The sequence below is a fragment of the Pseudomonas sp. Sample_20 genome (genome assembly GCF_004307585.1).
Taxonomy (GTDB): Bacteria; Pseudomonadota; Gammaproteobacteria; order Pseudomonadales; family Pseudomonadaceae; genus Aquipseudomonas; species Aquipseudomonas atacamensis.
Genome location: NZ_RCOA01000020.1, coordinates 279480 through 305137 on the forward strand (window position 1 = coordinate 279480; position 25658 = coordinate 305137).

General features: G+C 58.5%; 26 protein-coding genes. 13 read left to right on the forward strand and 13 right to left on the reverse strand.

What is annotated here, in order from left to right; translation table 11 throughout:
• From D8U70_RS04910 to D8U70_RS04960, 10 genes are all read left to right on the forward strand, one after another.
• Positions 1 to 729 (forward strand): hypothetical protein, encoded by a 729-nt coding sequence (locus tag D8U70_RS04910; protein ID WP_130928415.1) that lies wholly within the window; start codon positions 1 to 3, stop codon positions 727 to 729.
• A 325-nt stretch (positions 730 to 1054) separates the two neighbouring features.
• The gene (locus D8U70_RS04920; RefSeq protein WP_130928416.1) at positions 1055 to 2419 is read left to right on the forward strand and encodes a lysozyme inhibitor LprI family protein; all 1365 of its coding nucleotides are present in this window, start codon (positions 1055 to 1057) and stop codon (positions 2417 to 2419) included.
• A gap of 139 nt (positions 2420 to 2558) precedes the next feature.
• A complete protein-coding gene (locus tag D8U70_RS04925; RefSeq protein ID WP_130928417.1) occupies positions 2559 to 3047 on the forward strand; it encodes a cell division protein in 489 nt (162 codons plus the stop codon).
• Positions 3040 to 3792, forward strand: a complete 753-nt coding sequence (locus tag D8U70_RS04930) for a hypothetical protein (protein WP_241664634.1) — start codon at positions 3040 to 3042, stop codon at positions 3790 to 3792. Before D8U70_RS04925 ends, D8U70_RS04930 begins: the two co-directional genes overlap by 8 nt.
• Before the next feature lie 88 nt (positions 3793 to 3880).
• The gene (locus D8U70_RS04935) at positions 3881 to 4336 is read left to right on the forward strand and encodes a hypothetical protein (RefSeq protein ID WP_130928473.1); all 456 of its coding nucleotides are present in this window, start codon (positions 3881 to 3883) and stop codon (positions 4334 to 4336) included.
• 4 nt (positions 4337 to 4340) lie between these two features.
• The gene (locus D8U70_RS04940; RefSeq protein WP_130928418.1) at positions 4341 to 4886 is read left to right on the forward strand and encodes a hypothetical protein; all 546 of its coding nucleotides are present in this window, start codon (positions 4341 to 4343) and stop codon (positions 4884 to 4886) included.
• Positions 4873 to 5721 carry a tetratricopeptide repeat protein gene (locus D8U70_RS04945; protein ID WP_130928419.1) on the forward strand — a complete coding sequence of 283 codons (849 nt, stop codon included), beginning with the start codon at positions 4873 to 4875 and terminating at the stop codon, positions 5719 to 5721. The genes D8U70_RS04940 and D8U70_RS04945 overlap by 14 nt, the downstream gene beginning before the upstream one ends.
• Complete coding sequence (locus D8U70_RS04950) at positions 5718 to 6473, forward strand: lysozyme inhibitor LprI family protein (protein WP_130928420.1); 756 nt, start codon at positions 5718 to 5720, stop codon at positions 6471 to 6473. Before D8U70_RS04945 ends, D8U70_RS04950 begins: the two co-directional genes overlap by 4 nt.
• Positions 6474 to 6544: 71 nt before the next feature.
• The gene (locus D8U70_RS04955) at positions 6545 to 7516 is read left to right on the forward strand and encodes a hypothetical protein (protein WP_241150639.1); all 972 of its coding nucleotides are present in this window, start codon (positions 6545 to 6547) and stop codon (positions 7514 to 7516) included.
• Between the two features lie 56 nt (positions 7517 to 7572).
• Positions 7573 to 7998 carry a hypothetical protein gene (locus D8U70_RS04960; protein WP_122748285.1) on the forward strand — a complete coding sequence of 142 codons (426 nt, stop codon included), beginning with the start codon at positions 7573 to 7575 and terminating at the stop codon, positions 7996 to 7998.
• Positions 7999 to 8050: 52 nt separating this feature from the next.
• On the opposite strand, the gene D8U70_RS04965 is transcribed toward D8U70_RS04960, so the two are convergent.
• On the reverse strand, positions 8051 to 8413 hold the full coding sequence (locus D8U70_RS04965) for a DUF6124 family protein (RefSeq protein WP_122748286.1): 363 nt from the start codon (positions 8411 to 8413) through the stop codon (positions 8051 to 8053).
• Between the two features lie 434 nt (positions 8414 to 8847).
• On the opposite strand from D8U70_RS04965, the gene D8U70_RS04970 reads away from it, so the two are divergent.
• Both D8U70_RS04970 and D8U70_RS04975 read left to right on the forward strand, forming a co-directional pair.
• The gene (locus D8U70_RS04970; protein ID WP_007920327.1) at positions 8848 to 9231 is read left to right on the forward strand and encodes a hypothetical protein; all 384 of its coding nucleotides are present in this window, start codon (positions 8848 to 8850) and stop codon (positions 9229 to 9231) included.
• A gap of 186 nt (positions 9232 to 9417) precedes the next feature.
• Positions 9418 to 11985: a hypothetical protein gene (locus D8U70_RS04975; RefSeq protein WP_130928421.1), complete on the forward strand. Its 2568-nt coding sequence runs from the start codon at positions 9418 to 9420 to the stop codon at positions 11983 to 11985.
• Positions 11986 to 12069: 84 nt separating this feature from the next.
• Here the strand turns inward: D8U70_RS04975 and D8U70_RS04980 are convergent, their stop codons facing one another.
• The 6 genes from D8U70_RS04980 to exbB all read right to left on the reverse strand — a co-directional run bounded on the left by D8U70_RS04980 (position 12070) and on the right by exbB (position 18972).
• Positions 12070 to 13470, reverse strand: a complete 1401-nt coding sequence (locus D8U70_RS04980) for an aminoacyl-tRNA deacylase and HDOD domain-containing protein (RefSeq protein WP_073470910.1) — start codon at positions 13468 to 13470, stop codon at positions 12070 to 12072.
• 79 nt (positions 13471 to 13549) lie between these two features.
• On the reverse strand, positions 13550 to 15625 hold the full coding sequence (recG, locus tag D8U70_RS04985) for an ATP-dependent DNA helicase RecG (RefSeq protein WP_071172105.1): 2076 nt from the start codon (positions 15623 to 15625) through the stop codon (positions 13550 to 13552).
• Between the two features lie 9 nt (positions 15626 to 15634).
• Positions 15635 to 16564, reverse strand: coding sequence for a hydrogen peroxide-inducible genes activator (locus D8U70_RS04990; protein WP_016772533.1), 930 nt, complete (start codon positions 16562 to 16564; stop codon positions 15635 to 15637).
• A 276-nt stretch (positions 16565 to 16840) separates the two neighbouring features.
• The gene (locus D8U70_RS04995) at positions 16841 to 17587 is read right to left on the reverse strand and encodes an energy transducer TonB (protein WP_071172106.1); all 747 of its coding nucleotides are present in this window, start codon (positions 17585 to 17587) and stop codon (positions 16841 to 16843) included.
• On the reverse strand, positions 17584 to 18012 hold the full coding sequence (exbD, locus tag D8U70_RS05000; RefSeq protein WP_016772535.1) for a TonB system transport protein ExbD: 429 nt from the start codon (positions 18010 to 18012) through the stop codon (positions 17584 to 17586). The genes D8U70_RS04995 and exbD overlap by 4 nt, the downstream gene beginning before the upstream one ends.
• A gap of 6 nt (positions 18013 to 18018) precedes the next feature.
• Positions 18019 to 18972: a tonB-system energizer ExbB gene (gene exbB / locus D8U70_RS05005; RefSeq protein WP_071172107.1), complete on the reverse strand. Its 954-nt coding sequence runs from the start codon at positions 18970 to 18972 to the stop codon at positions 18019 to 18021.
• Positions 18973 to 19160: 188 nt separating this feature from the next.
• On the opposite strand from exbB, the gene D8U70_RS05010 reads away from it, so the two are divergent.
• Complete coding sequence (locus tag D8U70_RS05010) at positions 19161 to 20018, forward strand: SDR family oxidoreductase (RefSeq protein ID WP_130928422.1); 858 nt, start codon at positions 19161 to 19163, stop codon at positions 20016 to 20018.
• Between the two features lie 140 nt (positions 20019 to 20158).
• Here D8U70_RS05010 and D8U70_RS05015 read toward each other — a convergent pair whose 3' ends face one another.
• The 6 genes from D8U70_RS05015 to D8U70_RS05040 form a co-directional block, all read right to left on the reverse strand.
• Positions 20159 to 20899 (reverse strand): hypothetical protein, encoded by a 741-nt coding sequence (locus D8U70_RS05015; RefSeq protein WP_125927416.1) that lies wholly within the window; start codon positions 20897 to 20899, stop codon positions 20159 to 20161.
• A gap of 65 nt (positions 20900 to 20964) precedes the next feature.
• Positions 20965 to 21345: a RidA family protein gene (locus D8U70_RS05020; RefSeq protein ID WP_014340863.1), complete on the reverse strand. Its 381-nt coding sequence runs from the start codon at positions 21343 to 21345 to the stop codon at positions 20965 to 20967.
• Positions 21346 to 21369: 24 nt separating this feature from the next.
• The gene (gene spoT / locus D8U70_RS05025) at positions 21370 to 23475 is read right to left on the reverse strand and encodes a bifunctional GTP diphosphokinase/guanosine-3',5'-bis pyrophosphate 3'-pyrophosphohydrolase (RefSeq protein ID WP_007920338.1); all 2106 of its coding nucleotides are present in this window, start codon (positions 23473 to 23475) and stop codon (positions 21370 to 21372) included.
• A 57-nt stretch (positions 23476 to 23532) separates the two neighbouring features.
• Entirely contained in the window at positions 23533 to 23796 is a 264-nt protein-coding gene (gene rpoZ / locus D8U70_RS05030) for a DNA-directed RNA polymerase subunit omega (protein WP_008030604.1), read from the reverse strand.
• Positions 23797 to 23964: 168 nt separating this feature from the next.
• Entirely contained in the window at positions 23965 to 24585 is a 621-nt protein-coding gene (gene gmk / locus D8U70_RS05035; protein ID WP_039757364.1) for a guanylate kinase, read from the reverse strand.
• 12 nt (positions 24586 to 24597) lie between these two features.
• A complete protein-coding gene (locus D8U70_RS05040) occupies positions 24598 to 25461 on the reverse strand; it encodes a YicC/YloC family endoribonuclease (protein ID WP_073470913.1) in 864 nt (287 codons plus the stop codon).
• Positions 25462 to 25658 lie beyond the last annotated feature (197 nt).

Below are 25658 nucleotides of genomic sequence, written 5' to 3' on the forward strand. Positions count from 1 at the left end.
ATGAATATCAAGTTGCCTGTAGGTTTAGCTGTCGTAACTTTCGTGCTAGCAGGTTTCGCAGTCGCCGAGCCGCATGACGTGTATTCAGCCGATGTTGACGCCCAGTCTCTGACCGTTACTTGGTCAGGTGGTAGCAAAACAATAGAAGGCGTAGTCGGGAGTCAAGGCGAAACAACTAGGGAACTGGTTGAATTTAATGGAGGTAAGGCCCTCCATTACGAAAATCTCGCCTCGCGTGCTCCTTTTGAAGCCTATTTTACGTTAACTAGGCATGGCGCGGATGTTCTGATAGATTGCGTTTATACAAATATTCGGAACGAGCAGAATGGAGTTCTAATAAACAAAGCCGTTTGCGGCTTGGATCGCCCATTAGCTGAAGAATATGAGGAAGCAGTTTCTGAATTTTCGGATCAGTGGAAAAACTTGACTAGCAAGGTGGTTATAGCGCCTTTGTTGGCAACGCCCCCGGTATTGATAGAGGTTGAAGACTCGGCTTTCGGTGGGGTGAAGTTATCCAGAACCTATCATTCTCCCAATGACCTAAAGTTCTCGCGTCCCGAAAGCGTGGTAAAGAAAGACAAAGTCAGCCATTCCTTTGGTAATGGCTACGTATTTTCCGTTTACGCGCCTGGGGATTTAACTAGTCCGCTCTATCTCGATGTGTCTTCTGGAAAGCTTGACAGTGCATTCGTAAGGTATGATCGGGCTGCTTTAAATAAGCTGTTCTGATCAACTCTTCTGGCCTCAAAGAAAGGACAGATCTGTTTGGTGTGCAATGCGATTTCTGTCTAGATTGCGAAGGCAAACAGATCTGTTCCGTTTACTCACTGGCTTAAATCATGGCAGTGGCACTTACAAACTAAGACCGGTTTTTCGTTACCAAGCCAAAGTCGGCATGTTTGAGAGTTACAACCGGACTGCGGCGATGGCTTCGTTAACCTGCGCGTCGACAAAAAACGTAAAGCGTTGCTCAGCACCTACTGGGGAACATACCCAAGCAATGCATCACCCGAATCACCAAACGCAAAGCCTGAATGACTCAAGGATGAACACAGTGAAACGTTTTGTTTTAACCCTGCTGGCCGTATTGCTGCCGGCTTCAGCTGCCTATGCGCAGGATGACTGCAGCCAGGTCACCTCAAGTCTGGAGATGGTGCCCTGCTCGGAGGCGGCGAAGAAGGCTGCCGATACGCAGTTGAATGTCAGCTACAAGCAGCTGATGACGCGACTTGAGTCTGACTATCGAGCGGATCCGGCATTGGGCGCGGAGTACGCCGCGAAGGTCAAAGAGTCGCAACGTGCGTGGTTGAAGTTGCGCGATGCGAACTGCCCTTTGGAGGCATTCGAAATCGAGACGGGGATGCCAGCGCATGTGTTTGCCGTTAACTCGTGTATCGCCAGAATGAGTCGCGAGCGCTCGGCATATCTGGACAAGATTGTCCCTGCTCTTGCATCCGACAAGAGCACTTCGACGGCACCCACCAGAGACGCTTGCCCCTCGGAGGAGTTCGCGCCTTTCCTGACAGCATTTTCCGCCAACAGCGAATCACAGCGCCGCCTGACTGCGATGACGGTCAAGTCGCTCGTGTTGAAGCCGGTAGCGGGAAAGGAACGTAGCACCTTTGAGCCTTCCACCTCGGGTGTCAGTGGAGCTACTTTTACCTATCCGCTGATGGCCGCCATCACACCCGGCAAAACGCCTGGAGTCGAGATCGAAGAGGTCGACGACAGTCACGTCAACGTGGTGGATAAGCGAGCGGGCAACAGCAATATCAAGATCTTCAACTTCTCTCGTCAGGCGTGCTGGGTGCTTGAGGGGATTGAGGATTGGTCGATCAGTGAGAAGGATCTTGTCGCAACAGAGAACCCGGGAATGAGCCGCGCCGAGAACTTCTGTGATCAGCGTGCTGAAGCTTTAGGTGGGCTGGGGTTTCTTGAGCAATACCGGCTGACTGCGGAGTTGATTGAGGCGTCCCTGGAGAATTTTGTGTGTGCTGCAGAGTCAGGTGATGCACAGGCCAGCCTGTCGGCGGCAAGTCTGAGTCTTTCGCAAATGGCACCTCAGTTAGAAACCCCTAAGGTTGAGGCTTTGTTCAAAGCGGCTTCGAAAATACCAAAGGGTGCGATGGGCTATGCGACGTTTCTTTGTTCAGGAAACTCCACCGACTATAACGGCCCTTGCCTTCACCCCAAGCAGGCAGAAGAGCAGGTTATTCGGGCGATTACCATGGGCTCCACGGACGCGATGAATTACCTGGCCTCTACCTTTGAGGGTGGGGAGTTAGGAACGAAGGATATATCGCGGGCGTTAGCCTGTTATCAAATGGCGGCTGACAAGGGTGATCAGTTGGGCCTCTTCAACGTGGGGCGATTGGGATCGTCAGCCACGGCGCCGATCAAAGCCAGCCACTGCATTTGAATTTCGAGGGGCTGTTTGAGGCGGTTTTGCACAAGTTTTGTCTGAATCCCTCACGCTAAAACGTTTAACGCTTGAGCATCTGAGGACCGCGATTTTCCTTTAAACTTCCCACCCCCAAGGAACGCGCTCAGGACACGGAATGCCAGCCTCTTCTTCCTCGCTTCGCCCAGCGTTGGTGCTTTGGCTATATGCCGCTGCGATCACGCATATCCTCGCCGGTCTTACCCTGACCTGGGCCGGTGACTCCGGCTTGCTCGATGGCTACCTGCAAGTCCTCGAACTGTCGTTCTGGGGTGCCGATGCGGTTCCCACCGCCGGCCACGAACAACAAGTCTGGTGGCTCGCGCTGTTCGGCGCGACGTTGCAAAGTTATTCGCTGTACATGTTCGCGCTGGTGCACCTGGGCAATCGCTTGAAAGTCCCGGCAGTCTGGGGCTGGTTGATCGCCGGCATCCTGTTATGGGCGCCGCAGGACATGTGGCTCTCGGCGCAACAACAGGTCTGGTCGCACGTGTGGCTGGATGGTTTTGCGCTGCTCGTATTGTTGCCGCCGCTATTTTGGCTCTATCGACATGACTGTCGGAAAGGCAATTGCGCAACCGAATCGAGCGACCAGAGCCGTGGCTGATGTATCACCGTTGAGTTTCATACAGCCTCGATATCTACACGGACTGCTCTTTGGTTTTGCCCTCATGCAGGTTAGTCATGCCATTGCCGACAAGACCGTGTTGATCGGTGATGCTCTCGGTCAATCGCAGGCCGCTCAAGGGCCAGTTACCGCCTTGGTGGTTATGACACCCTGCCGGTTTTCGATGACGCTTACGCAAGATCAATGGCTGCAGTTCAATTCGCCTGATCTGGTATTCGTTGCGACGAAACAACTTCCCAACACATTGAAAGCGCCGCACTTGTGGCAGGCACCAAGCTCAAACAGCGCTGAGTGGAATTTCGAAAAGTCAGCGGGTCTGAGCGAGCCATGGTTTGGTGTTATGTGTGAAAGCGCGGGAAGTTTTTCCGCTCTCACTAGTCAGCAGTTGCCGTCCGATAGCGCGATTGAGTTGCAGCTGTTGCGTGAAGCCAACGACCGCAAGTGTCCGGCGACTCTGACCGGTCACGGCTGGGGGCCAACGTTGTTGGCGGGGCATCCGCAAACCTACACGTTTGAATCGCTGAAAGGGGCAAAGTCGTCAGGATTCATCATCGGTTATCACGATGAGAGTCGACGTCTGTTCAGTCGCATCACCTTCTGCCTTATGCATAACGAACAGGTACTGATTGGGTCCGCGGAGTCGGGCTCATCCGCCCCGTTGGCGATAAGCGTTGAAGGATTTGAAGAAATCAAAACAGCAGTGCGGAGCATTGCCTTCGAGTGAGGATGTTGACGATGCATTGCATAGATGGAGCTACAGCGTGAAAGGATTTTCAGTTCTTCTCGGCAGCTTGATATTGGCTGCCGCGTCCATGGCATTCGCTGCCGATCCAGCCTTCAAGGATTACACCGTCACGCCCGTTTTCACCGGCCCCAACCATAAGCTGGTGCCGCAAGAAAACAGCAGCTCAATGATGGATCAGGCACGGATGCAAGCCCTGAAAGGCAAGGTCAACTTCGCCGGCCATTACATCCTGCACAGGCTCGGTTGTGGCGGTAGCGCCATTTGCGGCGAAGTGCTGGACGTTCAGACCGGTGAAGTGGTTGGCGGTCTGCCGAATGCTTACGACGGCAGCACGTTCGGCATGGTTTACCAGCCCGATAGTCGCTTGATCATCGTGTCCGGCATCACGCTCGACGGCGAAGAAGATGCCCAAGGGAATGCGTTGGAAAGTGGTAACCGGGATCGTTACTACGAGTTTGTGAACAATGAGTTTCGGCTGCTAAGCATGACCGATGTGGAATCGTCGCCGATGGATGAGGAATGAGTGGATGAACCGTCTTCTCGCGGGCAGCCTTTCGCTACTGCTCTCTCTGCCAGCCTTCGCCGCGCCTTCGGACGCCTTTACTCAGCGCGATGTCATGCAGTGTGGCGGTGTTGAAGTGGTGTTGGTTTCGTCCTGTCGATCCGTGACAGTGGATGATGCGGAAACCCACGTCATCCCGGTCTGCTCCGACCAGACCATCAACATCGGTAGCAAGGTGCTTCGACGCGATATCAGCAAAGTTTCACAGCTCACTTCCGACGGTGCGAAGACGAAGATGTTGAGCAATGTTGTTGTGGCGATGGATTGCGTGGAAGGCACCAAGGGCAGCCTTGTTTCGATAGGCGGATATGGCGGTTGTAGTGCCTGCGCGGAGTGGCATGGGTATTACTCGACAGCAGGGCGATTGGAGCAATACAGCTTCGATAGTAACCAACGCTCTTTTGGCTCGAAGGGATCTCGGGAAGAGCTGATCAAGGCCTATGGCGTTACGAAGAGGCAGCTAATGTCAGAAAGCCCGGCGGTGACGAGGATCGTCTATGGTCAGCCTTAAGTGGGTAGTGATGATCAGCTGCCTTTTTGCCGCCACAAGCGCTCTTGCCGAGGACCCGCCCATAGTCGGTATCGACGGACACACCGTGACGTTTCGAGCGACAAAATGGACGATGCCCGGTGTGAATTCCGCGACCGCATGGTTCACCGCCAACGGCAAAACCTTCCCGCTCTTCAGTGCCGATGTTGGCGCCGATGGACACCCGGACTGGCTCAGCCCTGACAAGAAAACCTTGTTGCTCGACCCGGTGGTCTTCGGCATGTTGTCGGATGAGAATCAAGAAGAAAAACTCGTGTCGCAACAGCATTGCGATGTGATCTCCATGGAAACCGGTTGCGTGCTGGCCGAGCGTTCCCCTCGTTTTTGTCTCGGCAAATGGGTGGGTAATCAGTGGTTTTCGGAAGATGGCGAAGTCCTTACGCCTATCCTGGAAACGGAGTCCCCGAAGGAGTGGTTGAAATATATTTCGACCATCAAAGCTGCGCAGTCCCGCGCTGATACCATCGAATCGAGCCTGACTTTTTTGAGTCCAGAGTCCTACATGGCGTGCCATCCCCCGGCGCAAAATGTTCAGGCGTACAACGACCTGGGTTTTTATCTGGCCGAGGGCGGTAGAGATGAGCTGGCGCTGAAGTTTTATCGCGGCGTTGAGGCCGTTGGTAAACGCACAGTGCTGATGCTGAACATGGCTGATTCGCTGTGGCGACTTGATCGGCAAGAAGAAGCGCAGCGTTATTACCGCGAGTACCGCGACGCGATGAGTGCCGACGGCAAGGCGCAGAAAATTCCGCAAAGAGTGATTGAGCGAACTGCACATCAGGGAATGAAAAATTGAACAGGATTGTCCGTTTTATCGCATTGCCTCTTGGAACGCTGTGCGCATCAATCGCGCATGCCGAGGACACCTGCAAAGTCATCAACGTGAGCTGGCAATACGATGAGTGCTTGGAGGCCGACCGTAAGAATGCCGACGCACGACTCAATGCCAGCTACAAAAAACTGATGTCGCGTTTTGAGTCCAGCCCCGAACCGGAACTGACCAAGACAAATATGGCCGCTGCCAAAGAGTCGCAACGTGCCTGGATCAAATTGCGTGACACCACCTGCCCCCTTGAAACCACGGCTGTCGCACCCGGTTCGCAGGCTTATTCCCAAGTACTCAATAAGTGCATCACCAGAATGAGTCTGGAGCGTGCCGCCTACCTGGATGCGATTGCGCCTGATGGCCCGAGTGATGTGGTCGATGTGGCCAAGGTTTCTGCATCGGCCTCGCAACGTTTCGGCGATGTGGTAGCTCGCTACGTCACTACGTTTGGCAACCCTTGCCTCAATGTCCAGCTTCTCGCGCCCGAAGGCAATTGGCGAGTGCTGGCGTCCAAGCGGTTCTGCAGCTTCGAGGGCAAGTCGTTTTGGGATGGCTATGCCAGTGCGGTGTTTGAGGATCATGCGTTCGCTACTGATGGTTTACACCTGACGCTCAGCTTGTTCGAGCTTCGTGGGGAAAGAGAGAAGCGGCTCGCTTGTGTGATACTGATCCAGAATGAGCAAATCAAAGAGCTGAAGTGCGGCGCACCTGAGTCATCGTAAAACCCTCAGCCTAAACATTTGAAGATTGATTAACAGGGAAGTGAGTGGAATTGGCCAGGCTCTTAAGTTGTATGAGTGCGTTCGGATTCATGGTTGCCTTGTTGGCTCGGCAGGCAATAGCGAGTGACCCACAAACCATCGGTGAGCTGCATCCGCCTGTGATTGCATCGCTCGGTGATCAAAAGATCACAGTGTTCTTTTTGAAGAACAACCTCAAAGGTCAGGTAAAGGAAGGACATGTTCCTTATGCTGAGATCTTCTACACCTCAATGAACGCCGTGAAGCCTTCGCTGAATTATGTGTGGAAGGTCGAAGGTGAGCAGATCGCCTCGGTGTTCTTCTTCGAGCGCAAATTCCCGGAGCAAGCGGGGAAGTCCATGTTTGTTCTGACAAAACAAAAAGTCTCGCACAGTCAATTCGAAGGTGATTCCTATTCGGTGCTGGAATTGCCTTTGGTGAAGGACAGCGATCAGTTGGCCTTGCGGTTTTTTAGTGGCGACCCACCAGATCCCGAGCTTGAGAACTGCCTCGACGGTCTAAATCTGGCGGATGATGTAAAGGTCGAATGTGCTTACAAGGATGCGACCAGCATTAAAAAGCGCTTGGCAGACTTGGATGCAAAGATAATTGCGGATTCAAAACTGCATCAGAACATCGGCCAGAATCCACTCAAAGTCGAGGTTGATACGTCCAATGTTGCTTGCCCTTCGACCGACTTTTCAGCGTTCCTCTCAGCTTTCTCCGAACGCGCAGATGTGCAAAAAGCCTTCGTACAACAACCGCTGAGAATGGCCACGACCGTGGCCGGTGATCCTGAGCCTGAGATGGAAAAACGCAGTCTCAGCGGCGATCAACTTAAGTTTCCTGTCATTCCGGATCAAGCAAAGCGAGAGGCCCAGGGCCTGACGTTGACCGTCAAGGAACAGCGGGGTGACAAGGCGATCGCGATCCTGCAGAAGCCAGATACCGACTATGTTTTCGAATATCGGTTTGTTCGTGGGCAGTGTTGGCGGCTGGAAGAAGTGGCGGATTATTCGCTTTAGAAACGCTGGCGTTCATAGGCATAAGCGCATTCAACAGAACGGGTTCAGAGGGATTTGTGAAGAAGTTATTTTTAGTGCTGTTGTTGGTGTTGCCGTTGACGGCCCACAGTGAAGTTTCTACACAGGTAAGGTGCTTCCATTCGTTGGAAGGCAAAAACATCAATTTTGAGTTCAAAACCTATTACGACGTGGCCGCTAAATGGAGCGGCGCAAGTGTCAGGTACAGCAAGTCGAAGAAAGCCATTACTTTGGTTCATCACCGAACCGAAGAGTACGTCATGACGGAGAGCGGGCCGTACGAATTCACGACGACTTGGGTGGAAGTTTCAGACGGTGCGGTGACGGGGCAGTATGTCATCGCAACGCAAGGCGCTCGGGTGAACTCGATGCGCTACACGAATTACAAATCCGGCAAACAGTATTCGTTCGACGAAGACTTTAGCATTGAGGCCTCTCCAGAGACGGGTTGTCAGTGGGGATGAACTCTTAAAGAAAGGGGGCTCAACGCCCCCTCTTTCTCATCCGCGGATCTCGCTAAAACTTGGCAGCCAGGTTCCGCACTTCAATGTGATCAAGCGTCCCTTCCACCATCAATCTCACCCCGTCCGCCATTCTACTCAATGCCAGTGCCACCGAGCGGCGTGAGCCATCTATGTCGTCCGCAAGGTCCGCAGCGATGACGCTGATGGACAGCAGATCTTCCGAGGCGTTGGCCAGGAGGGCTTCGGCATCGATGTCCGGGTTCAGGCTGAACAGGCCTTCGCGGCGTGGGGCCGGTGGATGGCCGGGGTTGCCCAAATGGTGATCAAGGGTGCGTTTGGCGGCTTCATGTAATTTTCCTGAATCGAAGGATTCGTAGGGGGAGGTGTCCTCGGTGTTGGCAGTTGAATTGGTCATCGGTGTAAATCCCTTGGAGTAAGAAGAAATTGCTCCCGAATTCGGACTTGCACATCCGGTCACCGAATAGCCGATGACGCAGGAAGCCTATCGGTGGTCTTCAAGCCCGCCTAGTTCACGGACAGCCCCGCACTTTGCAGGAAACTTCCCATGGATTCGCGGGGCGGAAGATCAAAAGATCGCAGGCTTCGCCAACTCCTACAGGTATGTGTTTCAACAGGTGTAGGAAAGGTGAGTGGTGAGACGCGGAGCGTCTCGGGATGCATTCCCACGCGGAGCGGGGGAACGATCAGTGGGCGAGCGCTTAATCGTGACTTGGCAGTCATCGTGCGGGAAATGGTCTGCATCCTCTTCCAACAGCTTCAGATACTGGCGTTATCGTTCGAATCCCTTACACTGCCCCGGCCGTTCATTTTCCTTTTGAGGCTGTGCGCATGAAATTTCGTTTTCTTCTGTGGATGATGGGTTTGTTGATGGGTAAGGCCAGCCGGACAAATCCTGCGTTCCAGCAGCAGTTGGGTGACAAGGATCTGGTGTTTCAGCTGCAGACGCTGGACGGGAAAGTGGCGCGGCATTTCGTGGTCAAGGATCAGCGCATCACCAGCAAATCTGGCGTGGTGGCGGAGCCGGCGTTTGCGATTGCGTTTAAAGATGCCGGTTATGGCTTTGCCACGATGCAGGCAAAGAACAAGCAGTTGGCATTTATGCAGGGAATTCAGGACAAGTCGATCCAGCTCAAGGGCAATCCGGCGCTGGTGATGTGGTTTCAGGGGTTGATGAAGTATTTGAAGCCGAGGAAGGCAAAGGCCAAGGCTTGAGATTCTCTTGGTTGGCTCAAAGCGAGGCGCATCAACAAATCGTGCGCTCGTTGGCTCGAAAAGTCGCTGTTCAGGTCTGTGAAGACAGTCGAACTGTCATTTCTATCAGGTGCTTCGCGCATCCCTACGATGCTCTACTCAAGCTCCGGTCCCGCAAGGACGCAACGCACTTGATGGAGCAAGAACATGACTCAGGCTCAAGTCTTAACCACCCCAGGTACCCCTGATCCATCTTTCGCCCTGAATGGTTTATTGAAGTTGCCGATACCGGGCATCGCGAGCCATGAGGCTGCGGCCGTTTTGGCACTCCCCGACAGGAAGTTGCTGGTCGCCCTTCCTCAGGAAGGAAATGATGCGCCGCTTGCCATCGCACGATTGAACGAAGACGGGACGCTCGACAAGTCCTTCGGCAGTCATGAGACAGGTTTCGTCGAGATATCTTTAAAGGACGCGAGCATCAGCGCCGTGTTTGGGCTCGATGCGTTGCAGGACGGCGGCTGGCTGGTGCGTGTTCAGTACTTCACACAGAAGGCCGTCGACGCTGGCCAAGCAATGATCCGCTTGAAAGGCAACGGTGAGCTGGACGATTCGTTCGGCGATAACGGTGTGAGTTTATTTTCTTTCTACAAGATCCCAAGCTCCACGCCTGCGTCGTCGGCAGGGGCGAAGTCAAGCCAAAAGTCCCCCGCTACAAATGCCTTTACCGGCTCTCCAGTTCAGCAGGCCGATGGCAAAATCGTCCTGCTCCATTTCCTGCTGATCGATGAGCCATGGCCATCGCCCGTCGTGATGCGTCTTTTGGCGAACGGCTCGCTCGATCAATCATTTAACGGCGCGGGCTACGTCTCGGTGGATGTCGGTGCCACCTCGAGCACCGCCGGCGCTATCGCTGTTCAAGCCGATGGCAAGGTGCTGGTTTGCGGATCCTTTCAGAATGGTGAGACAGGCTCCGGAGTTTTTCTGGCACGTTTGGACGCAGCGGGGAAGCTGGATAAGGATTTCAACAATGGCCAGGCGAAGCTGATTTTCAACGAGGATGGCGAGCGCTCTCTGAAAGCCATTTCGGTGCGGGGAAGTGATGGCCGGATCGTTGCGGTCGGTGATGCCTGGCAAGAAAACGTCCACGGCGGGTTAGTGGTTGTGCTGACCGCCAGTGGAGCGGCCAATCTTGTATTCAATAATGGCCAGCCTCTGTTTTCCCCGTTACTGCCAGACGGGTTGACGTGGTGGCATACATCACAGCTCGACGGCTCGATCATTGTCGTTGGTGCCGGGGATTCAGCGGTAATGACCGCGCGCTTTCTTGCTGAAGGCAAACTGGACACGGCCTTCAACGGTATTGGCTATACGCTCTTCGATGACGTCGCGGGGCCAGTGTTTCCTCGGGATCTGGCAATCATGGAGGACGGCCGGATAGTGGTGTCCATGACCCACACCAGCCTTTCTGATCCTTCACGGGTGGATGGCTGGATCGCTCGCTATCTCAGCGCAAACCTGACGGGTGGCACGCTTGATTTTGATCCGTCTTTTGGTGACAGCGGCATCGTCAGATTCCCCCTTGGAGGACTGTCTGAGTTTGACGTAAGAGCGCTGCTGGCGCTGCCCGACAACAAGTTGCTGGTGGCTGTCCGTCGACGCAAGGATGGCCTGGAAACGCTGATCGCCCGGCTTCTGGAGAACGGCCAACTGGACCTTGAGTTTGGTGAAGAAAGGACCGGATTCGTCGAAATCTCACTCAAGGACGGTCTATATATGCACTCGATGCTCGAGTTGACGCCGTTCCCGGATGGCGGTTGGCTCGTTCGTGCCGAGTATCAGAATAATGGGCCTGTTGTTTCTGCCGGGCTGGTTGTCGTGAAACAAGACAAAGATGGGCGGCTGGATCAGGACTTTGCTGAACAGGGTGTGCGTTACCTTCCTTATGCGCAGATGGGCAGCGCGGGCCCTACCGGCGACGCTGTTTTGCAGCTGGGCGACAAAATCCTGCTGGTCAGCTCCGTCGAAGACGGCACTGGCCGTTTGAGTGGCATCGTCATGCGGCTCAATCCGGATGGTTTCAACGACATCACATTCAATGGTGCGGGGTTCGCGTTTGTCGAACTCGCTGGCATTGCACACCAGCACAGTTCTGCGCAGGTGGTCGCGCATCAACCTGACGGCGGTGTAGTGGTTGGTGGCAGCTACAGCGGACCATCTCCGGGCGCGTACGTCATTCGATTCGACGCTAACGGCAAGATCGACAGGTCATTCGGCGAGAGCGGTAACGGCGTCGTGATCATCTCTGGAGAGGATGATATCCACCTGTCCGCCATTTCAATTGTGGATGGCAAAATTGTTCTTGCAGGGTCTGCCGTAAGGGACGGTGCCATGCGTGGAGTGATTGCGGTCCTCACGTCCAAAGGCTCCTACAATCTCGTATTCAATAACGGTAAACCGTTGTTCTCCGACTTCGTCCCGCAAGGCTTGAGGTGGTTGCACTGTGTGGCGCGACTTGACGGCTCAATCGTCGTCAGCGGCGATACCGGGATCGGAGTCACTGACGATGATCCGAGTGCGATTACGGCGAAGTTTTTGGCAGACGGAACACCAGACCTGTCATTCAACGGCACAGGGTTCAGTATTTTCGACGAGGACGGCGTCCTGGAAGCTCTTCATGACATGGCGGTTTTGACGGACGGCCGAATTGTAGTGGGAGGGTATTTCATTGGAAGCTTCCCGAACCCGCAGGGCTGGGTGATTCGGTACCGAGGTTGATTACGCCAATCAACAGTTGGCCGCAACACACCCGCTCCTGGGGATCGCATCGATCTCGTGGGAGCGGGCTTGCCCGCGAGCTTTTCAGCCCTGGCTGAATTGTGAAGCCAGTTCACGCAGCAGCACTTCAGCCTCAAGCACTTTGCTGACGACATCGTTGGCTTTGTCACGACTCAAACCAACGCGTTCGAGCAACGCATCCGGAATATCTTCATCCGGTCCGGAGCCAATCCCGCGACTGCGCAGCAGGCGTACGGCCAGGCAGACGAGGTTCGGGTATTCGGCGTAGGCGCCGTCGTAGCTTGGGTCGTGCTGGAAGCGCAAAGCGGTGGCCAGCTCATCCGGCATGTCCCAGTAGCGCATCAGCCACGAGCCGATCTGTTCGCGGCTGATACCGAGCAGGTGTTGCTCGATGTAGCTGTGGCACAGGTGCGGGTTGACCTCCAGGTGGCGGCAGATCAGCGAGAAGTGCGGCGGAAACACGTGGGCCAGCAGCAGGTAACCGAAGTTATGCAGCAGACCGGCCAGATACGTCAGGCCGGCTTCCGGGCGCTGGGCGCGCGGCATGGCGCGGGTCAGGCCTTCGATGACGGCGGCGGTGTAGATCGACTGCTGCCAGTACGGCGTGGTGTGTTGCGGATGGTCTTTCGGCAGGCTCAGGGTCTTGCCGAGGGCCAGGCCCAGCGCGAGGTTGATCACCAGATCGAAGCCCAGCACGCGGACGATCGCGTCTTCCACCGAACGAATCTTGCCCGGCGAGGCGTAATACGGCGACGCCGCCCAGCTCACCACTTGCGCGGCCAACGCCGGGTCGGTTTCGACCACGCCAGTGATGTCGTCGATGGTGGCGTTGGGATCGACGCGCAGCTTGATGATTTTTTGTGCAGTCTCGGCCAGCGGCGGAATCTCGATGGTCGCTTCCAGACGCTGTTGAATGCGCCGCGCAGTGAACGCCTGCACGGCCTGGGTGATTTCCTCGCGGTCATCGTCCGGGCGGTCGAGGTTGGGGCGAATGCTGCTCAGGGCTTCGCCGAAGTTGGCGGCGCTGGCTTTGGTCAGCATCGATTTGAAGTCTTCGCTGCTGATTTCCAGCAGCAGGCCCGGCTCGCCGGAGTTGATCAGCAGCTTCGGCTCGCGCAGCAGGCTTTCTTCGTAGAGGCACGGCGAACTGGTCAGCGCCGGCAGGCCCGGCAGCAGGCTGAGATTGTGTTTGCCGAGCATCTTCTCCAGGCGCTCGGTGGACACGGCTGTGAGGCGGCGACCAGTGAGTTCGGCGAGGCGATTGAGATCCAGCAACTGGCTCTGTGGAAACAGCACCATCAGCGCGCCCACGGCGTCGTCCAGCAGTACGGCCTGCACTTTGCGCGAGGCATTGAGGCCGTGGTGGTCGAGCACTTCTTCGTAGGCAACGCCCAGCTTGTTGAGCAGCAGCCGAATAACAGACGGAGCTTGCGGAGATTCGGGGACGAGAGCAGCTTCGGTCATGGTCTGTATCCGTTTTTGAAACAATGGCAGGAGTATAACCAGCTCTGTAGGAACGATCCTGCACAAACTGCGACGGTGCTCACACTTGGCCGTATTGCTGCCCATGGCGCAGCCAGCGGTCAAGCAATGGGCTGACGTGAGTCGGCCAGCGCTCCAGCAAAGCCTGGGCGGCGTCGCGCACGGCGGGCAGCAGGTCGGCGTCGCGCATCAGGTCGGCGACCTTGAATTGCAGCAGGCCGGTCTGGCGGGTGCCGAGCATTTCCCCGGGGCCGCGAAGTTCGAGGTCTTTTTCGGCGATGACGAAACCGTCGTTGGTCTCGCGCATGATGCCCAGGCGCTGGCGACCGATCTGCGACAGCGGCGGATGGTAGAGCAGTACGCAATGGCTGGCGGCGCTGCCCCGGCCAACGCGGCCGCGCAACTGGTGCAGTTGCGCGAGACCGAGGCGCTCGGGGTTTTCGATGATCATCAGGCTGGCGTTGGGCACGTCGACGCCAACTTCGATCACGGTGGTGGCGACCAGCAGTTGCAGGTTGCCGGCCTTGAACTCAGCCATCACTGCGGCTTTCTCGACCGGCTTCATGCGCCCGTGAATCAGCCCGACTTTCAATTCGCCGAGGGCGGCGGTGAGGTCTTCAAACGTGGTTTCGGCGGCCTGGCAGGTCAGCTCTTCGGATTCTTCAATCAGCGTGCACACCCAATAGGCCTGCCGCCCTTCGGCACAGGCGCTGCGCACGCGTTCGATGACTTCGACGCGGCGGGTGTCGGTGACCAGCACGGTGTTGACCGGGGTTCGGCCGGGCGGCAGTTCGTCGAGGATCGAGGTGTCGAGGTCGGCGTAGGCGCTCATCGCCAGCGTGCGTGGAATCGGCGTGGCGGTCATGATCAGCTGATGCGGGCACATGCGCCCGCCGACGCCTTTCTGCCGCAGCGCCAGACGCTGCTGCACGCCGAAGCGGTGTTGTTCGTCGATGATCACCAGCGCGAGGTTCTTGAACTGCACTTCGTCCTGGAACAGCGCGTGGGTGCCGACCACCATCGGCGTGCCGCTGGCGATCTGCTCCAGCGCAGCGACGCGGTTCTTGCCCTTGAGCTTGCCTGCCAGCCACGCGACTTCAATGCCCAGCGGCTCGAGCCAACGCTTGAAGGTGATGAAGTGCTGTTCGGCGAGGATCTCGGTCGGCGCCATCAGCGCGACCTGGTAACCGGCCTCCAGCGCTTGCAGTGCGGCGAGGGCGGCAACCACGGTCTTCCCCGCGCCAACGTCACCCTGAATCAGGCGCAGCATCGGTTCGTGCTGACTGAGGTCGTAGGCGATTTCGTTGCCGACGCGCTGTTGCGCGCCGGTCGGGTTGAAGCCGAGGTTTTTCAGGTATTTCGGTGGCAGCCTGGTGGCTTTCGGCATCGCTGGGGCGCGCAGTGAGCGCATGCTTTCACGCAGACGCTGTTGCGACAGTTGATGGGTGAGCAGTTCTTCGAACGCCAGGCGATGCTGCGCCCAGTGATGGCCAAGGGCGAGTTCATCGACATCGGCATCGGCGGGCGGGTTGTGCAGGTAACGGATCGCGTCGGCCAGCGGCGCCAGTTGGTAGTCGCGGGCCAGTTCGGTCGGCAGCCAGTCGGGCAGGGTGTTCGGCTTGAGCAGCGTCAGGGTCTGCATGCACAACTGCCGCAGGCGCTGTTGGGTCAGGCCTTCGGTGAGCGGGTAGACCGGGGTCAGGGTTTCATCGACTGGCGGCGGTTCATCGCCGGTGATCGCGCGGTATTCCGGATGATAGATTTCCAGGCCTGAGGCGCCGGGCCGGGCTTCACCGTAGCAGCGAACCCGCGTGCCACGCTTGAGCCCTTCCTTCTGCGCGTTGCTGAAATGGTAGAAACGCAGACTCAGCCCGCCGGTGCCGTCCTGCAAGCGCACGACCAGGCTGCGGCGGCGACCCATGACCACGTCGGCGCCGCTGACGGTGCCTTCGACCACGGCGTCCTGCCCCGGGCGCAACGCACCGATCGGCACCACGCGGGTGCGATCCTGATAACGCAGCGGCAGGTGGAACAGCACGTCCTGCAGATTCTCCAGGCCGACCTTGGCCAGTTTCTCGGCCATGGCTTCGCCGACACCCTTGAGTGCCGTCACCGACACTTGCGACAGCTCCGTCATGACGCTCGCTTAACCGGCCGTAACCGGCGCCGTTGGCTTGGCCACCGAGCACAGGCGAATGGAATCGGCGAGGATCTCGATGGCTTTCGGCCGTGGGAAGCTGGCGCGCCAGGCGATCGCCACGGTGCGGAACGGCACCGGCGCGGTCAGTGGGCGCACTTCAATCACGCCCGGGGCGTAGTGATGGCTGTCCACCGCCGACAGTGGCAGGATCGAGATGCCCAGGCCGGACGCGACCATGTGGCGAATGGTTTCCAGCGAGCTGGATTCCACCGTGGTGTGCTTGGCGCCGTCGTTGCCTTTGGTCAGGGTCGGGCAGGCTTCGAGCACCTGATCGCGGAAGCAGTGGCCTTCACCGAGCAGCAGCAGGCTCTTGTCGTTGAGCAGGCCGGCGTCGATGGACTCTTTCTTGGTCCACGGGTGCTGGGCCGGCATCAGGACGTAGAACGGCTCGTCGTAAAGCGGCAGGGTCAGCACGTCGGCTTCATTGAACGGCAGGGCGATGATGATCGCGTCGAGCTCGCCGTTGCGCAGTTTGTCGCGCAGCACGTGGGTGAAGTTTTCTTCGATGTACAACGGCATCTGCGGGGCAACCCGGTGCAGTTGTGGAATCAGATGCGGGAACAGGTATGGGCCGACGGTGTAGATGGCGCCGACTTTCAGCGGCGCGGTCAGCTGATTCTTGCCGGCCTGGGCCAGTTCGCGAATGCCTTGGGCCTGTTCCAGCACCTTCTGCGCCTGGGCGACGATGCCTTCGCCGACCGGGGTCAGGCGCACGGCGCTTTTGCTGCGCTCGAAAATCAGCACACCGAGTTCGTCTTCAAGTTTCTTCACGCCCACCGACAGCGTCGGCTGACTGACGTGGCAACGCTCGGCGGCATGGCCGAAGTGCTGCTCTTGGGCGAGGGTAACGATGTAGCGTAATTCTGTGAGGGTCATAGCAAGCGTCCATGAAGATGCGCGCCAAGCATACCGGCTGCAATCGATAGACGCACGTTATCAGACTGCGGGCTGAGTGCGACACCGGTCGAGGTCGGTTTGCCGCTGGCAGATACGCAAAAGGCACCTTTCGGTGCCTCTTGGCTGGATCTACTGGTTAGCACATCACTTTGTGGGAGCGAGCTTGCTCGCGAATGCGGTATGTCAGACGAAACTGCTCTGACTGACCTGGCGCCTTCGCGAGCAAGCTCGCTCCCACAGGTATTGCGGTGTTGCTTAGCGACGACGTTCGAGCGAATAAACAAACGGCGCAACAATTTCGATCGAGCCGTTGTTGAGCATGTCGGCCGGCGGTTTGGGCAGCGGTTGGGCGCGGCGGATCATGTCCAGGGTGGCCCGGTCCAGATCAGCATTGCCGGAGCGGCCCACCAGTTCGAACGACAGCACATTACCTTCGCCATCAACCACGAAGCGCAGACGATTCAAGCCTTCCTTGCCGCGCGACTGCGCACTCTGCGGGTACTTCTTGTACTTGGCCAGATGCGTGAGCAGGGCGCCTTGCCAACTGGCCTTGGCCGCCACTTGAGCTGGCGATGGGCCCGGTGCAGGCTGGGCGGATTTCTCCGTCGGTGCCTGGGTCGGCTGGGTATCGGCCGGTTTCTCCTCAGAAGGTTTTTCCTTCGGCGGCTCGGGCAGCTTTTTCTCGACCGGCTTCGGCGGTTTTGGCTTGGGCTTCGGCTTGGGTTTGGGTACCGCGATTTCCGCTTTCGGTGCTTCAGCCAGTTTCGGAATCGGCAATTCTTCCACCGGAGCCGGTGGCTGCGGCGGTGTGACGACTTTCGGCGGAGCCGGCGGTGGCGGGGCAGGCAACGGGGCCAGCTCGACCATCATTGCCTGCGGCGGCAATTCGATGGGCGGGCGGGCAGTCCAGTTCAGCGCCAGCGCGATGGCCAGCGCATGCACGCCCAGCACCACGGCCAGGCTACCGCTGTAACGCGTCAGCTTATGGCGCGTCGTGATCATTTCTTGGCTGCCGTCTCGAGACCTACCAGGCCGACCTTCAGGTAACCGGCGGCGCGCAGGCTGTCCATCACGCTCATCAGGTCACCGTAATCCACGCCTTTGTCAGCCTGGAAGAAGATCGTGGTGTCTTTCTTGCCCTGAGTCTTGGCGTCGAGGGTAGCGCCGAGGGTTTCGGCTTTCACTTCGTCGTCACCGAGGAACAGGCGCTGGTCAGCTTTCACACTGAGGAACACCGGTTTCTCTGGCCGCGGCGCCGGTTTGGCGGTCGAGGCGGGCAGGTCGACTTTGATGTCCACAGTGGCCAACGGCGCGGCCACCATGAAGATGATCAACAGCACCAGCATCACGTCGATGAACGGCGTGACGTTGATTTCGTGGTTCTCGGCCAGATCGTCGTCTGCGCCTTCTTTCAAATGCAGGCCCATGGCCGATTACCCCACTTTAACCATGTGCGGCTGCGAGCTGCGCTCAGGCTGGTGGTCGAGATCGCGGCTGACCAGCAGCAGGACTTCTGCCGAGGCATCGGAGACCTGCGCCTTGTAACCGGCGATGGAGCGGGCGAAGACGTTGTAGATCACCACCGCAGGAATCGCCGCAACCAGACCCAGTGCAGTGGCCAGCAGGGCTTCAGCGATACCCGGTGCGACAACGGCGAGGTTGGTGGTCTGGGTTTTGGCGATGCCGATGAACGAGTTCATGATGCCCCACACGGTACCGAACAGGCCGACGAACGGCGCGGTCGAACCGATGGTGGCGAGGACGCCGGTGCCGCTGCTCATGTTGCGACCGCAGGCCGCTACGAGGCGCTCAAGGCGGAAGCTGACGCGCTCCTTGATGCCTTCTTTCTCGCGGCTGTTGACCGACAGGCGCATCTCTTCGAGCGCGTCATGCACCAGCAGGTTGGCGAGGGTGCCTTCTTTACCAGCGGTGGCACTGGCTTCCTTGAGGGTGGTGGCTTTTTTCAGTGCGGCAATTTCGCCACGCAGACGACGCTTGGCGCCCATCAGCTCGAAGCCTTTGGCGATCCAGATAGTCCAGGTGATGATCGATGCGATGGCCAGACCGATCATCACGATTTTCACGATGATGTCGGCGTTCTGATACATGCCCCACGGCGACAGGTCGTGGGCCATGCCCAAGGTGTTGTCGGCTTCGAGGACTTCAGGTACGTCGGCCGCGTCGACAGCCTGCACCGGATCGGTGGCGGCCGGTGCAGCCGGAGCGGCAGCGGGTGCGCTCTGCTCGGTGGCGGCTGGGGTGGCGGGCGCTTGGGCGTCGGCGAAGGCGGCGGTCGGTGCCAGCATCAGGCTGAGCAACAGAGCCGCGACGGCGCTCCAGGCGCGAGGTCGAGTGGTTGGCGAAGCGGGAGTTTGATTACGTGTCATGCTGGCCGGACCTGAGATAGAAAAACGTTGTTGCTCTTCCAGGCCTCGTGAGGCCGAGAACAAAAGTGGCGTGCATTATTGCAAGTAATTCTTGTTAACAAAAGTAATAGAGTAACTTTTTTTCCTTCATTGCTAGCCGTTCGTCCTGTGCCAGAGCTAGTCTGTGCCTTTCTGATGGGAGTTTTCTGATGTCCGCGCCTTCTGTTTTGATTGCCGGTTGTGGTGATGTCGGCAGTCGTCTGGCCACGCAATTGCTGGCGGCTGGCTGGCAAGTCCATGGCCTGCGCCGCGACGTTTCCAAGCTGCCGGAGGGTGTCATCGGCGTCGCCGGCGACCTGTTCAGCGAAGAGTGCCCGGCGACCTGGCCGGTGGGTGCCGTGGATTATCTGGTGTATTGCGCTGCGGCCACCGACCACGATGAAGAGGGCTATCGCAAGGCCTACGTGCAAGGCTTGCAGAACGTGCTGAGCTGGCTAGGTGACTATGGGCAAGTGCCCGAGCGGCTGATCTTCGTGTCGAGCAGCAGCGTGTACGGCCAGCAGGATGGAGCATGGGTGGATGAGACCTCCGAGACTGTCGCGGCCGGATATTCAGGTCGCTTGATGCTCGAAGCCGAGCAGGTCGCGCTCAATAGCGGCATCCCGGCAAGTGTGCTGCGCCTGACCGGCATTTACGGCCCGGGTCGCGAGTGGCTGTTGACTCAGGTGCGTCGCGGCTATCGCGTGGCGATTGATCCGCCGCTGTATGGCAATCGGATTCATGCCGATGATGCAGCGGGGCTGCTGGCGTTCTTGCTGGAAAAAGACCGCGAGGGCGTCAAGCTGGACCAGCTCTATATCGGTGTGGATGACGCGCCAGCGCCGTTGGCCGAAGTGGTGGGCTGGTTGCGCGAGTACCTGGGTGTGACTGAATGGGCGGAAGACGCCAGTGTGCGGCGCACTGGCAGCAAGCGTTGCAGCAATGCGCGGGCGAAAGCGTTGGGGTGGGTGCCGAAGTATCCCAGCTACCGTGAAGGCTACGCAGCTATTCTTGAAGGTGAGTGCTGAATTACCAGCAACACAAATACCACTGTGGGAGCGAGCCTGCTCGCGAATGCGGTATGTCAGTCATTATCAGTTTGACTGACCCACCGCGTTCGCGAGCAGGCTCGCTCCCACATTTGATCTTCTGAGGTTTCGGAAGCAGCTTACTGCTTCTCCAGCAACCATTTGCGCTCACCTGCGGCAAACTGCGGTTGCTCATCCGCCAGCGCAGCGTTGACTGCTTGCAAAATCTCCAGCTCCTTGCCCTTGCGCACAAAGATCCAGTTATTGCCCTGGCCATTGAGTTGCAGCCACATGCTGTCGTTGCCATTGCTCATCGACGCGCAATCGCCGGCCAGGCACAAGGCATAACGGTCAACGCCCGGCAGGCCGGTCACCTGGCCGTCGGCTTGGAACTGCACGGTGCCGCCTTCACCCTGGCCGCTGGCGATGGTCCAGTTGCCGCCCAGATATGCCGAATACAGCGCGCGTTCGAAGCTGGCCCCGATTGGCGCGCCTTCCGGCACCGGGATCTGTGCGCGATCGAAAAGCTGTTCGGGTTCGTTGTCGCTGGCAGCTTGCTGCAGGCGCCCGCCATCGCGTTTCAGTTCGCTGGCGGAGCTGCCGTAGAAGTCGACTTTCCAAGCGCCGGACTCTTCGCCCAGCAGCCGTCCTTCGACGTTCTCAAAACCGTTGGTGTAGCGGGCCTGACCGGCCTTGGTGTTGACGTCCCATTCCAGATTCGGGCCGTAAGCCTGCAGCGCTTCACGCAGGGGGCCGCCCTTGGCGGCGGCATCGATCGCCACCTGGTTGATCCAGGTGCCGCTGATGTCACGGTCGGCAGGGTCGCTGGCGCAGCCGCCGAGAAACAGGGCGAGCAGCGAGAGAGCTAGCGCTTTGCGCATGGTGGAATCCTTTCAAAACCTTTTCTTGCGGCAGTCGGCGCGGCGTGCAGGCCGCGCCGTGCGCATCACTCGATGACCAGAATGGCATCCATTTCAACCTGCGCACCCTTCGGCAGGGCGGCCACGCCAATGGCGGCGCGGGCAGGGTATGGCTGGTCGAAGTACTTGCCCATGATCTCGTTGACCTTGGCGAAGTGGCTCAGGTCGGTGAGGAAGATGTTCAGTTTGACGATGTCCTTGAACGAACCGCCGGCGGCTTCGGCCACGGCTTTGAGGTTCTCGAAGACCTGGACGGTCTGGGCTTCGAAGCCCTCAACCAGTTCCATGGTTTTCGGGTCCAGAGGAATCTGGCCCGACATGTAAACGGTGTTGCCTGCCTTGATCGCCTGGGAGTAAGTACCGATGGCGGCCGGGGCCTTGTCGCTGGTGATGACGGTTTTGGTCATGTAGGACTCCTTGTAATAGGCAGGTTATGCACGCATGCGGGTGATGCGGATCACCCCGGTCAAGGCGCGCAGTTTCTTGATCACGCGGGCCAGGTGCACACGGTCGTGAACGCTGACCACCAACTGCACGACGCTGATGCGACCATCGCGTTCGTCCATGCTGATTTTCTCGATGTTGCCGTCGGCCGCGTTGACGCTGCTGGCCAGCAGGGCGATCAGGCCACGCTGATGTTCCAGCTCGACGCGCAGCTCGACGTTGAATTCGCCGGTGACATCCTTGGCCCACGAGAGCTGGATGCATTTTTCCGGGTTGTGCCTGATTTCGCTGATGTTGCGGCAGTTGTCCAGGTGCACGACCATGCCTTTGCCCGCCGACAGGTGCCCGACAATCGGGTCGCCCGGGATCGGCGTGCAGCACTTGGCGTAGCTGAGCACCAGGCCTTCGGTACCGCGAATCGCCAGCGGACCTTCCGGGCTCGGCAGCTGCTCACCTTCGCCAAGCAGGCGACGGGCGACCACGTAGGCCATGCGGTTGCCCAGGCCAATGTCTTCGAGCAGGTCTTCGATCAGTTCGAGGCGGTACTCGGTAAGCATTGCTTTGACGCGCTCTGCCGGGATCTTCTCCAGCGAGCTGTCGAAACCGTTGAGCACCTTGTTCAGCAGGCGTTCGCCGAGGCTGATCGACTCGGAGCGGCGTTGTAGCTTCAGCGCATGACGAATGTGCGTGCGCGCCTTGCCGGTAACGACGAAGTTGAGCCACGCCGGATTTGGCCGTGCGCCGGGGGCGCTGACGATCTCGACCGTGGAGCCGCTTTGCAGCGGTTCGGACAGCGGCGCGAGACGACGGTTGATGCGGCAGGCGATGCAGCTGTTGCCGACGTCGGTGTGTACCGCGTAAGCAAAATCGACCGCCGTGGAGCCTTTTGGCAGCTCCATGATCCGGCCTTTGGGCGTGAACACGTAGACCTCGTCCGGGAACAGGTCGATCTTCACGCTTTCGATGAATTCCAGCGAGTTGCCGGCGCGTTGCTGCATTTCCAGCACGCCTTTGACCCATTGGCGGGCGCGTGCGTGCGTGCCTTTCGGCTGCTCGTCGCCGCTGGATTTGTACAGCCAATGGGCGGCGATGCCGTTGTTGGCCATCTCTTCCATTTCGCGGGTACGGATCTGGATCTCGATCGGTACACCGTGCATGCCGAACAGCGTGGTATGCAGCGACTGGTAGCCGTTGGCCTTAGGGATCGCGATGTAATCCTTGAAGCGCCCCGGCAACGGTTTGTACAAATTATGCACAGCACCCAGTACGCGGTAGCAGGTATCGACCTTGTCTACGATGATCCGGAACGCGTAGACGTCCATGATTTCGTTGAAGGCCCGACGCTTGCCGCGCATTTTCTTGTAGATGCCGTAGAGGTGTTTCTGCCGACCGCTGACTTCGCCCTGTATGCCGTCGATGGCGAGGCAGTGGCCGAGGGACTCTTCGATCTTGTTGACGATTTCCTTGCGGTTGCCCCGGGCGCGCTTGACCGCCTGGTAGATCCGCGCGGAACGCATCGGGTGCATGGCCTTGAAGCCGAGGTCTTCGAATTCGATGCGGATCGCGTGCATGCCCAGCCGGTTGGCGATGGGTGCGTAGATCTCGAGGGTTTCCTTGGCGATGCGCCGGCGCTTTTCGCCGGACAGCACTTCCAGCGTGCGCATGTTGTGCAGACGGTCGGCGAGCTTTACCAGGATCACCCGGATGTCGCGCGCCATGGCCATGGCCATTTTCTGGAAGTTTTCCGCCTGCGCTTCGGCCTTGGTCTCGAAATTCATCTGGGTCAGTTTGCTGACCCCGTCGACCAGTTCGGCCACGGTTTCACCGAACTGCGCTTGCAGCGCTTCCTTGGCGATACCGGTGTCTTCGATCACGTCATGCAGCATCGCGGCCATCAGGCTCTGATGGTCCATGTGCATGTCGGCAAGAATATTTGCCACGGCAAGAGGATGCGTGACGTACGCCTCGCCACTGCGACGGCGTTGACCGTCATGGGCTTGTTCGGCGTAGAAATACGCTCGGCGGACCAGGTTGACCTGGTCATTGCCGAGGTAGGTCGATAAGCGATCGGCGAGGGCGTCTATGCTCGGCATGATGATTCCTGCCGAAAGCTGTGACCCCGCGCCGTGCTACGTCGACCAGGCATAGGCTTAGACGGCCTCGTTCGACTCGTCCTCGAACGCTGCGAACAGCGGTTCATCCTGGACGATTTCCTGCTCGGCGATGAACTCGTAGCTCATCAGGCCTTCAGCAATTTCACGCAGTGCGACAACGGTCGGCTTGTCGTTTTCCCACTGCACCAATGGCTCTTTGCCGCCGGTGGCCAGTTGACGGGCACGCTTGGTAGAGAGCATGACCAGCTCAAAGCGGTTTTCCACGTGTTCTAGGCAGTCTTCAACGGTTACGCGGGCCATGGTATTCCTCGGAGCGAATGCAATATGCGCGCTGCCCGGTTGGGCGAGCGGACTGAGCAGTTTAAAAAATCACCAGCGATTAGGGAAGCGCTGATTTTTTGACCAGTCCCTTCAACGCGCTGCAAGCACCAATGTAAAGCGCTTGCAGGCATTTTGGGAAGTGCTGTTTTAGCCGAGCAATTCAGCCAGCAATTTGCCGAAACGCACTTGCTGGCGTTTCTGTTGCAGCTGATTGGCGCGGAAAATCGCTTTCAGATCGTCCAACGCGTGGGCGAAATCGTCGTTGATGATCAAGTAATCGTAATCGACGTAATGGCTCATCTCGCTGACCGCTTCGCGCATGCGGCCGTCGATGATCTCGTCGCTGTCCTGGCCGCGGTTGGTCAGGCGCTGGTGCAGGGCTTGCAGCGATGGCGGCAGGATGAAGATCGAGCGCGCCTGCGGCATCAGCTTGCGCACTTGCTCGGCGCCTTGCCAGTCGATTTCCAGAATCAGGTCGTGACCTTCGTCCAGGGTCTGCTGCAGGCGGCTTTGCGAGGTGCCGTAGAAGTTGCCGAAGACTTCGGCGCGCTCAAGAAAGTCGCCGTGCTCGCCCATCTTCACGAACTCTTCGCGGGTCACGAAGTGGTAGTTCACGCCATCCACTTCGCCCGGGCGCATGGCGCGGGTGGTGTGCGAAACGGAAACGCGAATCTCCGGGTCGGCGTCGGTCAACGCCTTGACCAGACTGCTCTTGCCCGCGCCCGATGGCGCGGAAATGATGTACAGGGTGCCGGTGTGTTGGGTCATGTCAGGGTAGCCTTACTCAATATTCTGCACTTGTTCGCGCATCTGCTCGATCAACACCTTGAGGTTGACGGCGGCCTGGGTGCTGCGCGGGTCGAAGGCTTTGGAGCCCAGTGTGTTGGCCTCGCGGTTGAGCTCCTGCATCAGGAAGTCCAGACGCCGCCCTGCGGCACCACCGGACTTGAGCACCCGGCGGACTTCGATGATGTGAGTGCTCAGGCGATCCAGTTCTTCGGCCACGTCGCTTTTTTGCGCGAGGATGACCATTTCCTGTTCCAGACGCTGCGGGTCGAGCTCGGCCTTCATGTCGGCGAAGCGGTCGAGGACCTTCTGGCGCTGGGTGGCGAGCATCTGCGGCACCAGTTCTCGCAGGGTCACCACGTCTTCTTCGATGGACGTCAGGCGGTCATTGATCAAGCGAGCCAGCTCCGCGCCTTCGCGCTCGCGGCCAGCCTTCAGATCCTTCAAGCCCTGATTGAACAGCGCCAGCGCTTCGGCGTTCAGCGCTTGCGGGTCGGTCGCATCGGCCACCAGCACGCCGGGCCAGGCCAGCACTTCCAGCGGATTCAGCGCAGCCGGATTCTTGATCAGCCCGGCAACGGTTTCCGCAGCGGCCACCAGTTGCGCGGCGCGCTCGCGGTCCACTTGCAGCTGTTTGCCGGTGCTTTCTTCGGTGAAGCGCAGCGTGCATTCCAGTTTGCCCCGCGACAGGCCCTGACGCAGCGCTTCACGCACGGCGCCTTCGAGGTCGCGGAACGATTCGGGCAAGCGCAGGTGCGGTTCCAGATAGCGGCTGTTGACCGAGCGCAGTTCCCAGCTCAGGGTGCCCTGAACGCCGGCTTTCTCGACGCGGGCGAAGGCGGTCATGCTGTGCACCATGGCGGTGACCTCGCAATGCAGATCGGCGCGAAACGCTGTTTCGCAGGCGCGATTTCAATGAATTTAAGCCGACTGGCAGCAAAGGCGCAGGATTGTAGCGCAGTGCGGCGAATGCGCCCAAACACACGGTGTGACAAAGCGCTGCAGCCCGTCGGTTATGCGCGCTTGAGGGGCTTCGGTCGTCGGCCGGCGGTTTT

What these genes read in the sequence shown, in the direction of transcription:
- D8U70_RS04995 (WP_071172106.1), bottom strand. Translation starts at nt 17,587, where the DNA reads ATGATCACGACGCGCCATAAGCTGACGCGTTACAGCGGTAGCCTGGCC.
- D8U70_RS04955 (WP_241150639.1), top strand. Translation starts at nt 6,545, where the DNA reads ATGAGTGCGTTCGGATTCATGGTTGCCTTGTTGGCTCGGCAGGCAATA.
- D8U70_RS04925 (WP_130928417.1), top strand. Translation starts at nt 2,559, where the DNA reads ATGCCAGCCTCTTCTTCCTCGCTTCGCCCAGCGTTGGTGCTTTGGCTA.
- exbD (WP_016772535.1), bottom strand. Translation starts at nt 18,012, where the DNA reads ATGGGCCTGCATTTGAAAGAAGGCGCAGACGACGATCTGGCCGAGAAC.
- D8U70_RS04940 (WP_130928418.1), top strand. Translation starts at nt 4,341, where the DNA reads ATGAACCGTCTTCTCGCGGGCAGCCTTTCGCTACTGCTCTCTCTGCCA.
- D8U70_RS04980 (WP_073470910.1), bottom strand. Translation starts at nt 13,470, where the DNA reads ATGACCGAAGCTGCTCTCGTCCCCGAATCTCCGCAAGCTCCGTCTGTT.
- D8U70_RS04990 (WP_016772533.1), bottom strand. Translation starts at nt 16,564, where the DNA reads ATGACCCTCACAGAATTACGCTACATCGTTACCCTCGCCCAAGAGCAG.
- gmk (WP_039757364.1), bottom strand. Translation starts at nt 24,585, where the DNA reads ATGACCCAACACACCGGCACCCTGTACATCATTTCCGCGCCATCGGGC.
- spoT (WP_007920338.1), bottom strand. Translation starts at nt 23,475, where the DNA reads ATGCCGAGCATAGACGCCCTCGCCGATCGCTTATCGACCTACCTCGGC.
- exbB (WP_071172107.1), bottom strand. Translation starts at nt 18,972, where the DNA reads ATGACACGTAATCAAACTCCCGCTTCGCCAACCACTCGACCTCGCGCC.
- recG (WP_071172105.1), bottom strand. Translation starts at nt 15,625, where the DNA reads ATGACGGAGCTGTCGCAAGTGTCGGTGACGGCACTCAAGGGTGTCGGC.
- D8U70_RS04965 (WP_122748286.1), bottom strand. Translation starts at nt 8,413, where the DNA reads ATGACCAATTCAACTGCCAACACCGAGGACACCTCCCCCTACGAATCC.
- D8U70_RS04975 (WP_130928421.1), top strand. Translation starts at nt 9,418, where the DNA reads ATGACTCAGGCTCAAGTCTTAACCACCCCAGGTACCCCTGATCCATCT.
- D8U70_RS04935 (WP_130928473.1), top strand. Translation starts at nt 3,881, where the DNA reads ATGGCATTCGCTGCCGATCCAGCCTTCAAGGATTACACCGTCACGCCC.
- D8U70_RS05020 (WP_014340863.1), bottom strand. Translation starts at nt 21,345, where the DNA reads ATGACCAAAACCGTCATCACCAGCGACAAGGCCCCGGCCGCCATCGGT.
- rpoZ (WP_008030604.1), bottom strand. Translation starts at nt 23,796, where the DNA reads ATGGCCCGCGTAACCGTTGAAGACTGCCTAGAACACGTGGAAAACCGC.
- D8U70_RS04970 (WP_007920327.1), top strand. Translation starts at nt 8,848, where the DNA reads ATGAAATTTCGTTTTCTTCTGTGGATGATGGGTTTGTTGATGGGTAAG.
- D8U70_RS04910 (WP_130928415.1), top strand. Translation starts at nt 1, where the DNA reads ATGAATATCAAGTTGCCTGTAGGTTTAGCTGTCGTAACTTTCGTGCTA.
- D8U70_RS04945 (WP_130928419.1), top strand. Translation starts at nt 4,873, where the DNA reads ATGGTCAGCCTTAAGTGGGTAGTGATGATCAGCTGCCTTTTTGCCGCC.
- D8U70_RS05010 (WP_130928422.1), top strand. Translation starts at nt 19,161, where the DNA reads ATGTCCGCGCCTTCTGTTTTGATTGCCGGTTGTGGTGATGTCGGCAGT.
- D8U70_RS05015 (WP_125927416.1), bottom strand. Translation starts at nt 20,899, where the DNA reads ATGCGCAAAGCGCTAGCTCTCTCGCTGCTCGCCCTGTTTCTCGGCGGC.
- D8U70_RS05040 (WP_073470913.1), bottom strand. Translation starts at nt 25,461, where the DNA reads ATGGTGCACAGCATGACCGCCTTCGCCCGCGTCGAGAAAGCCGGCGTT.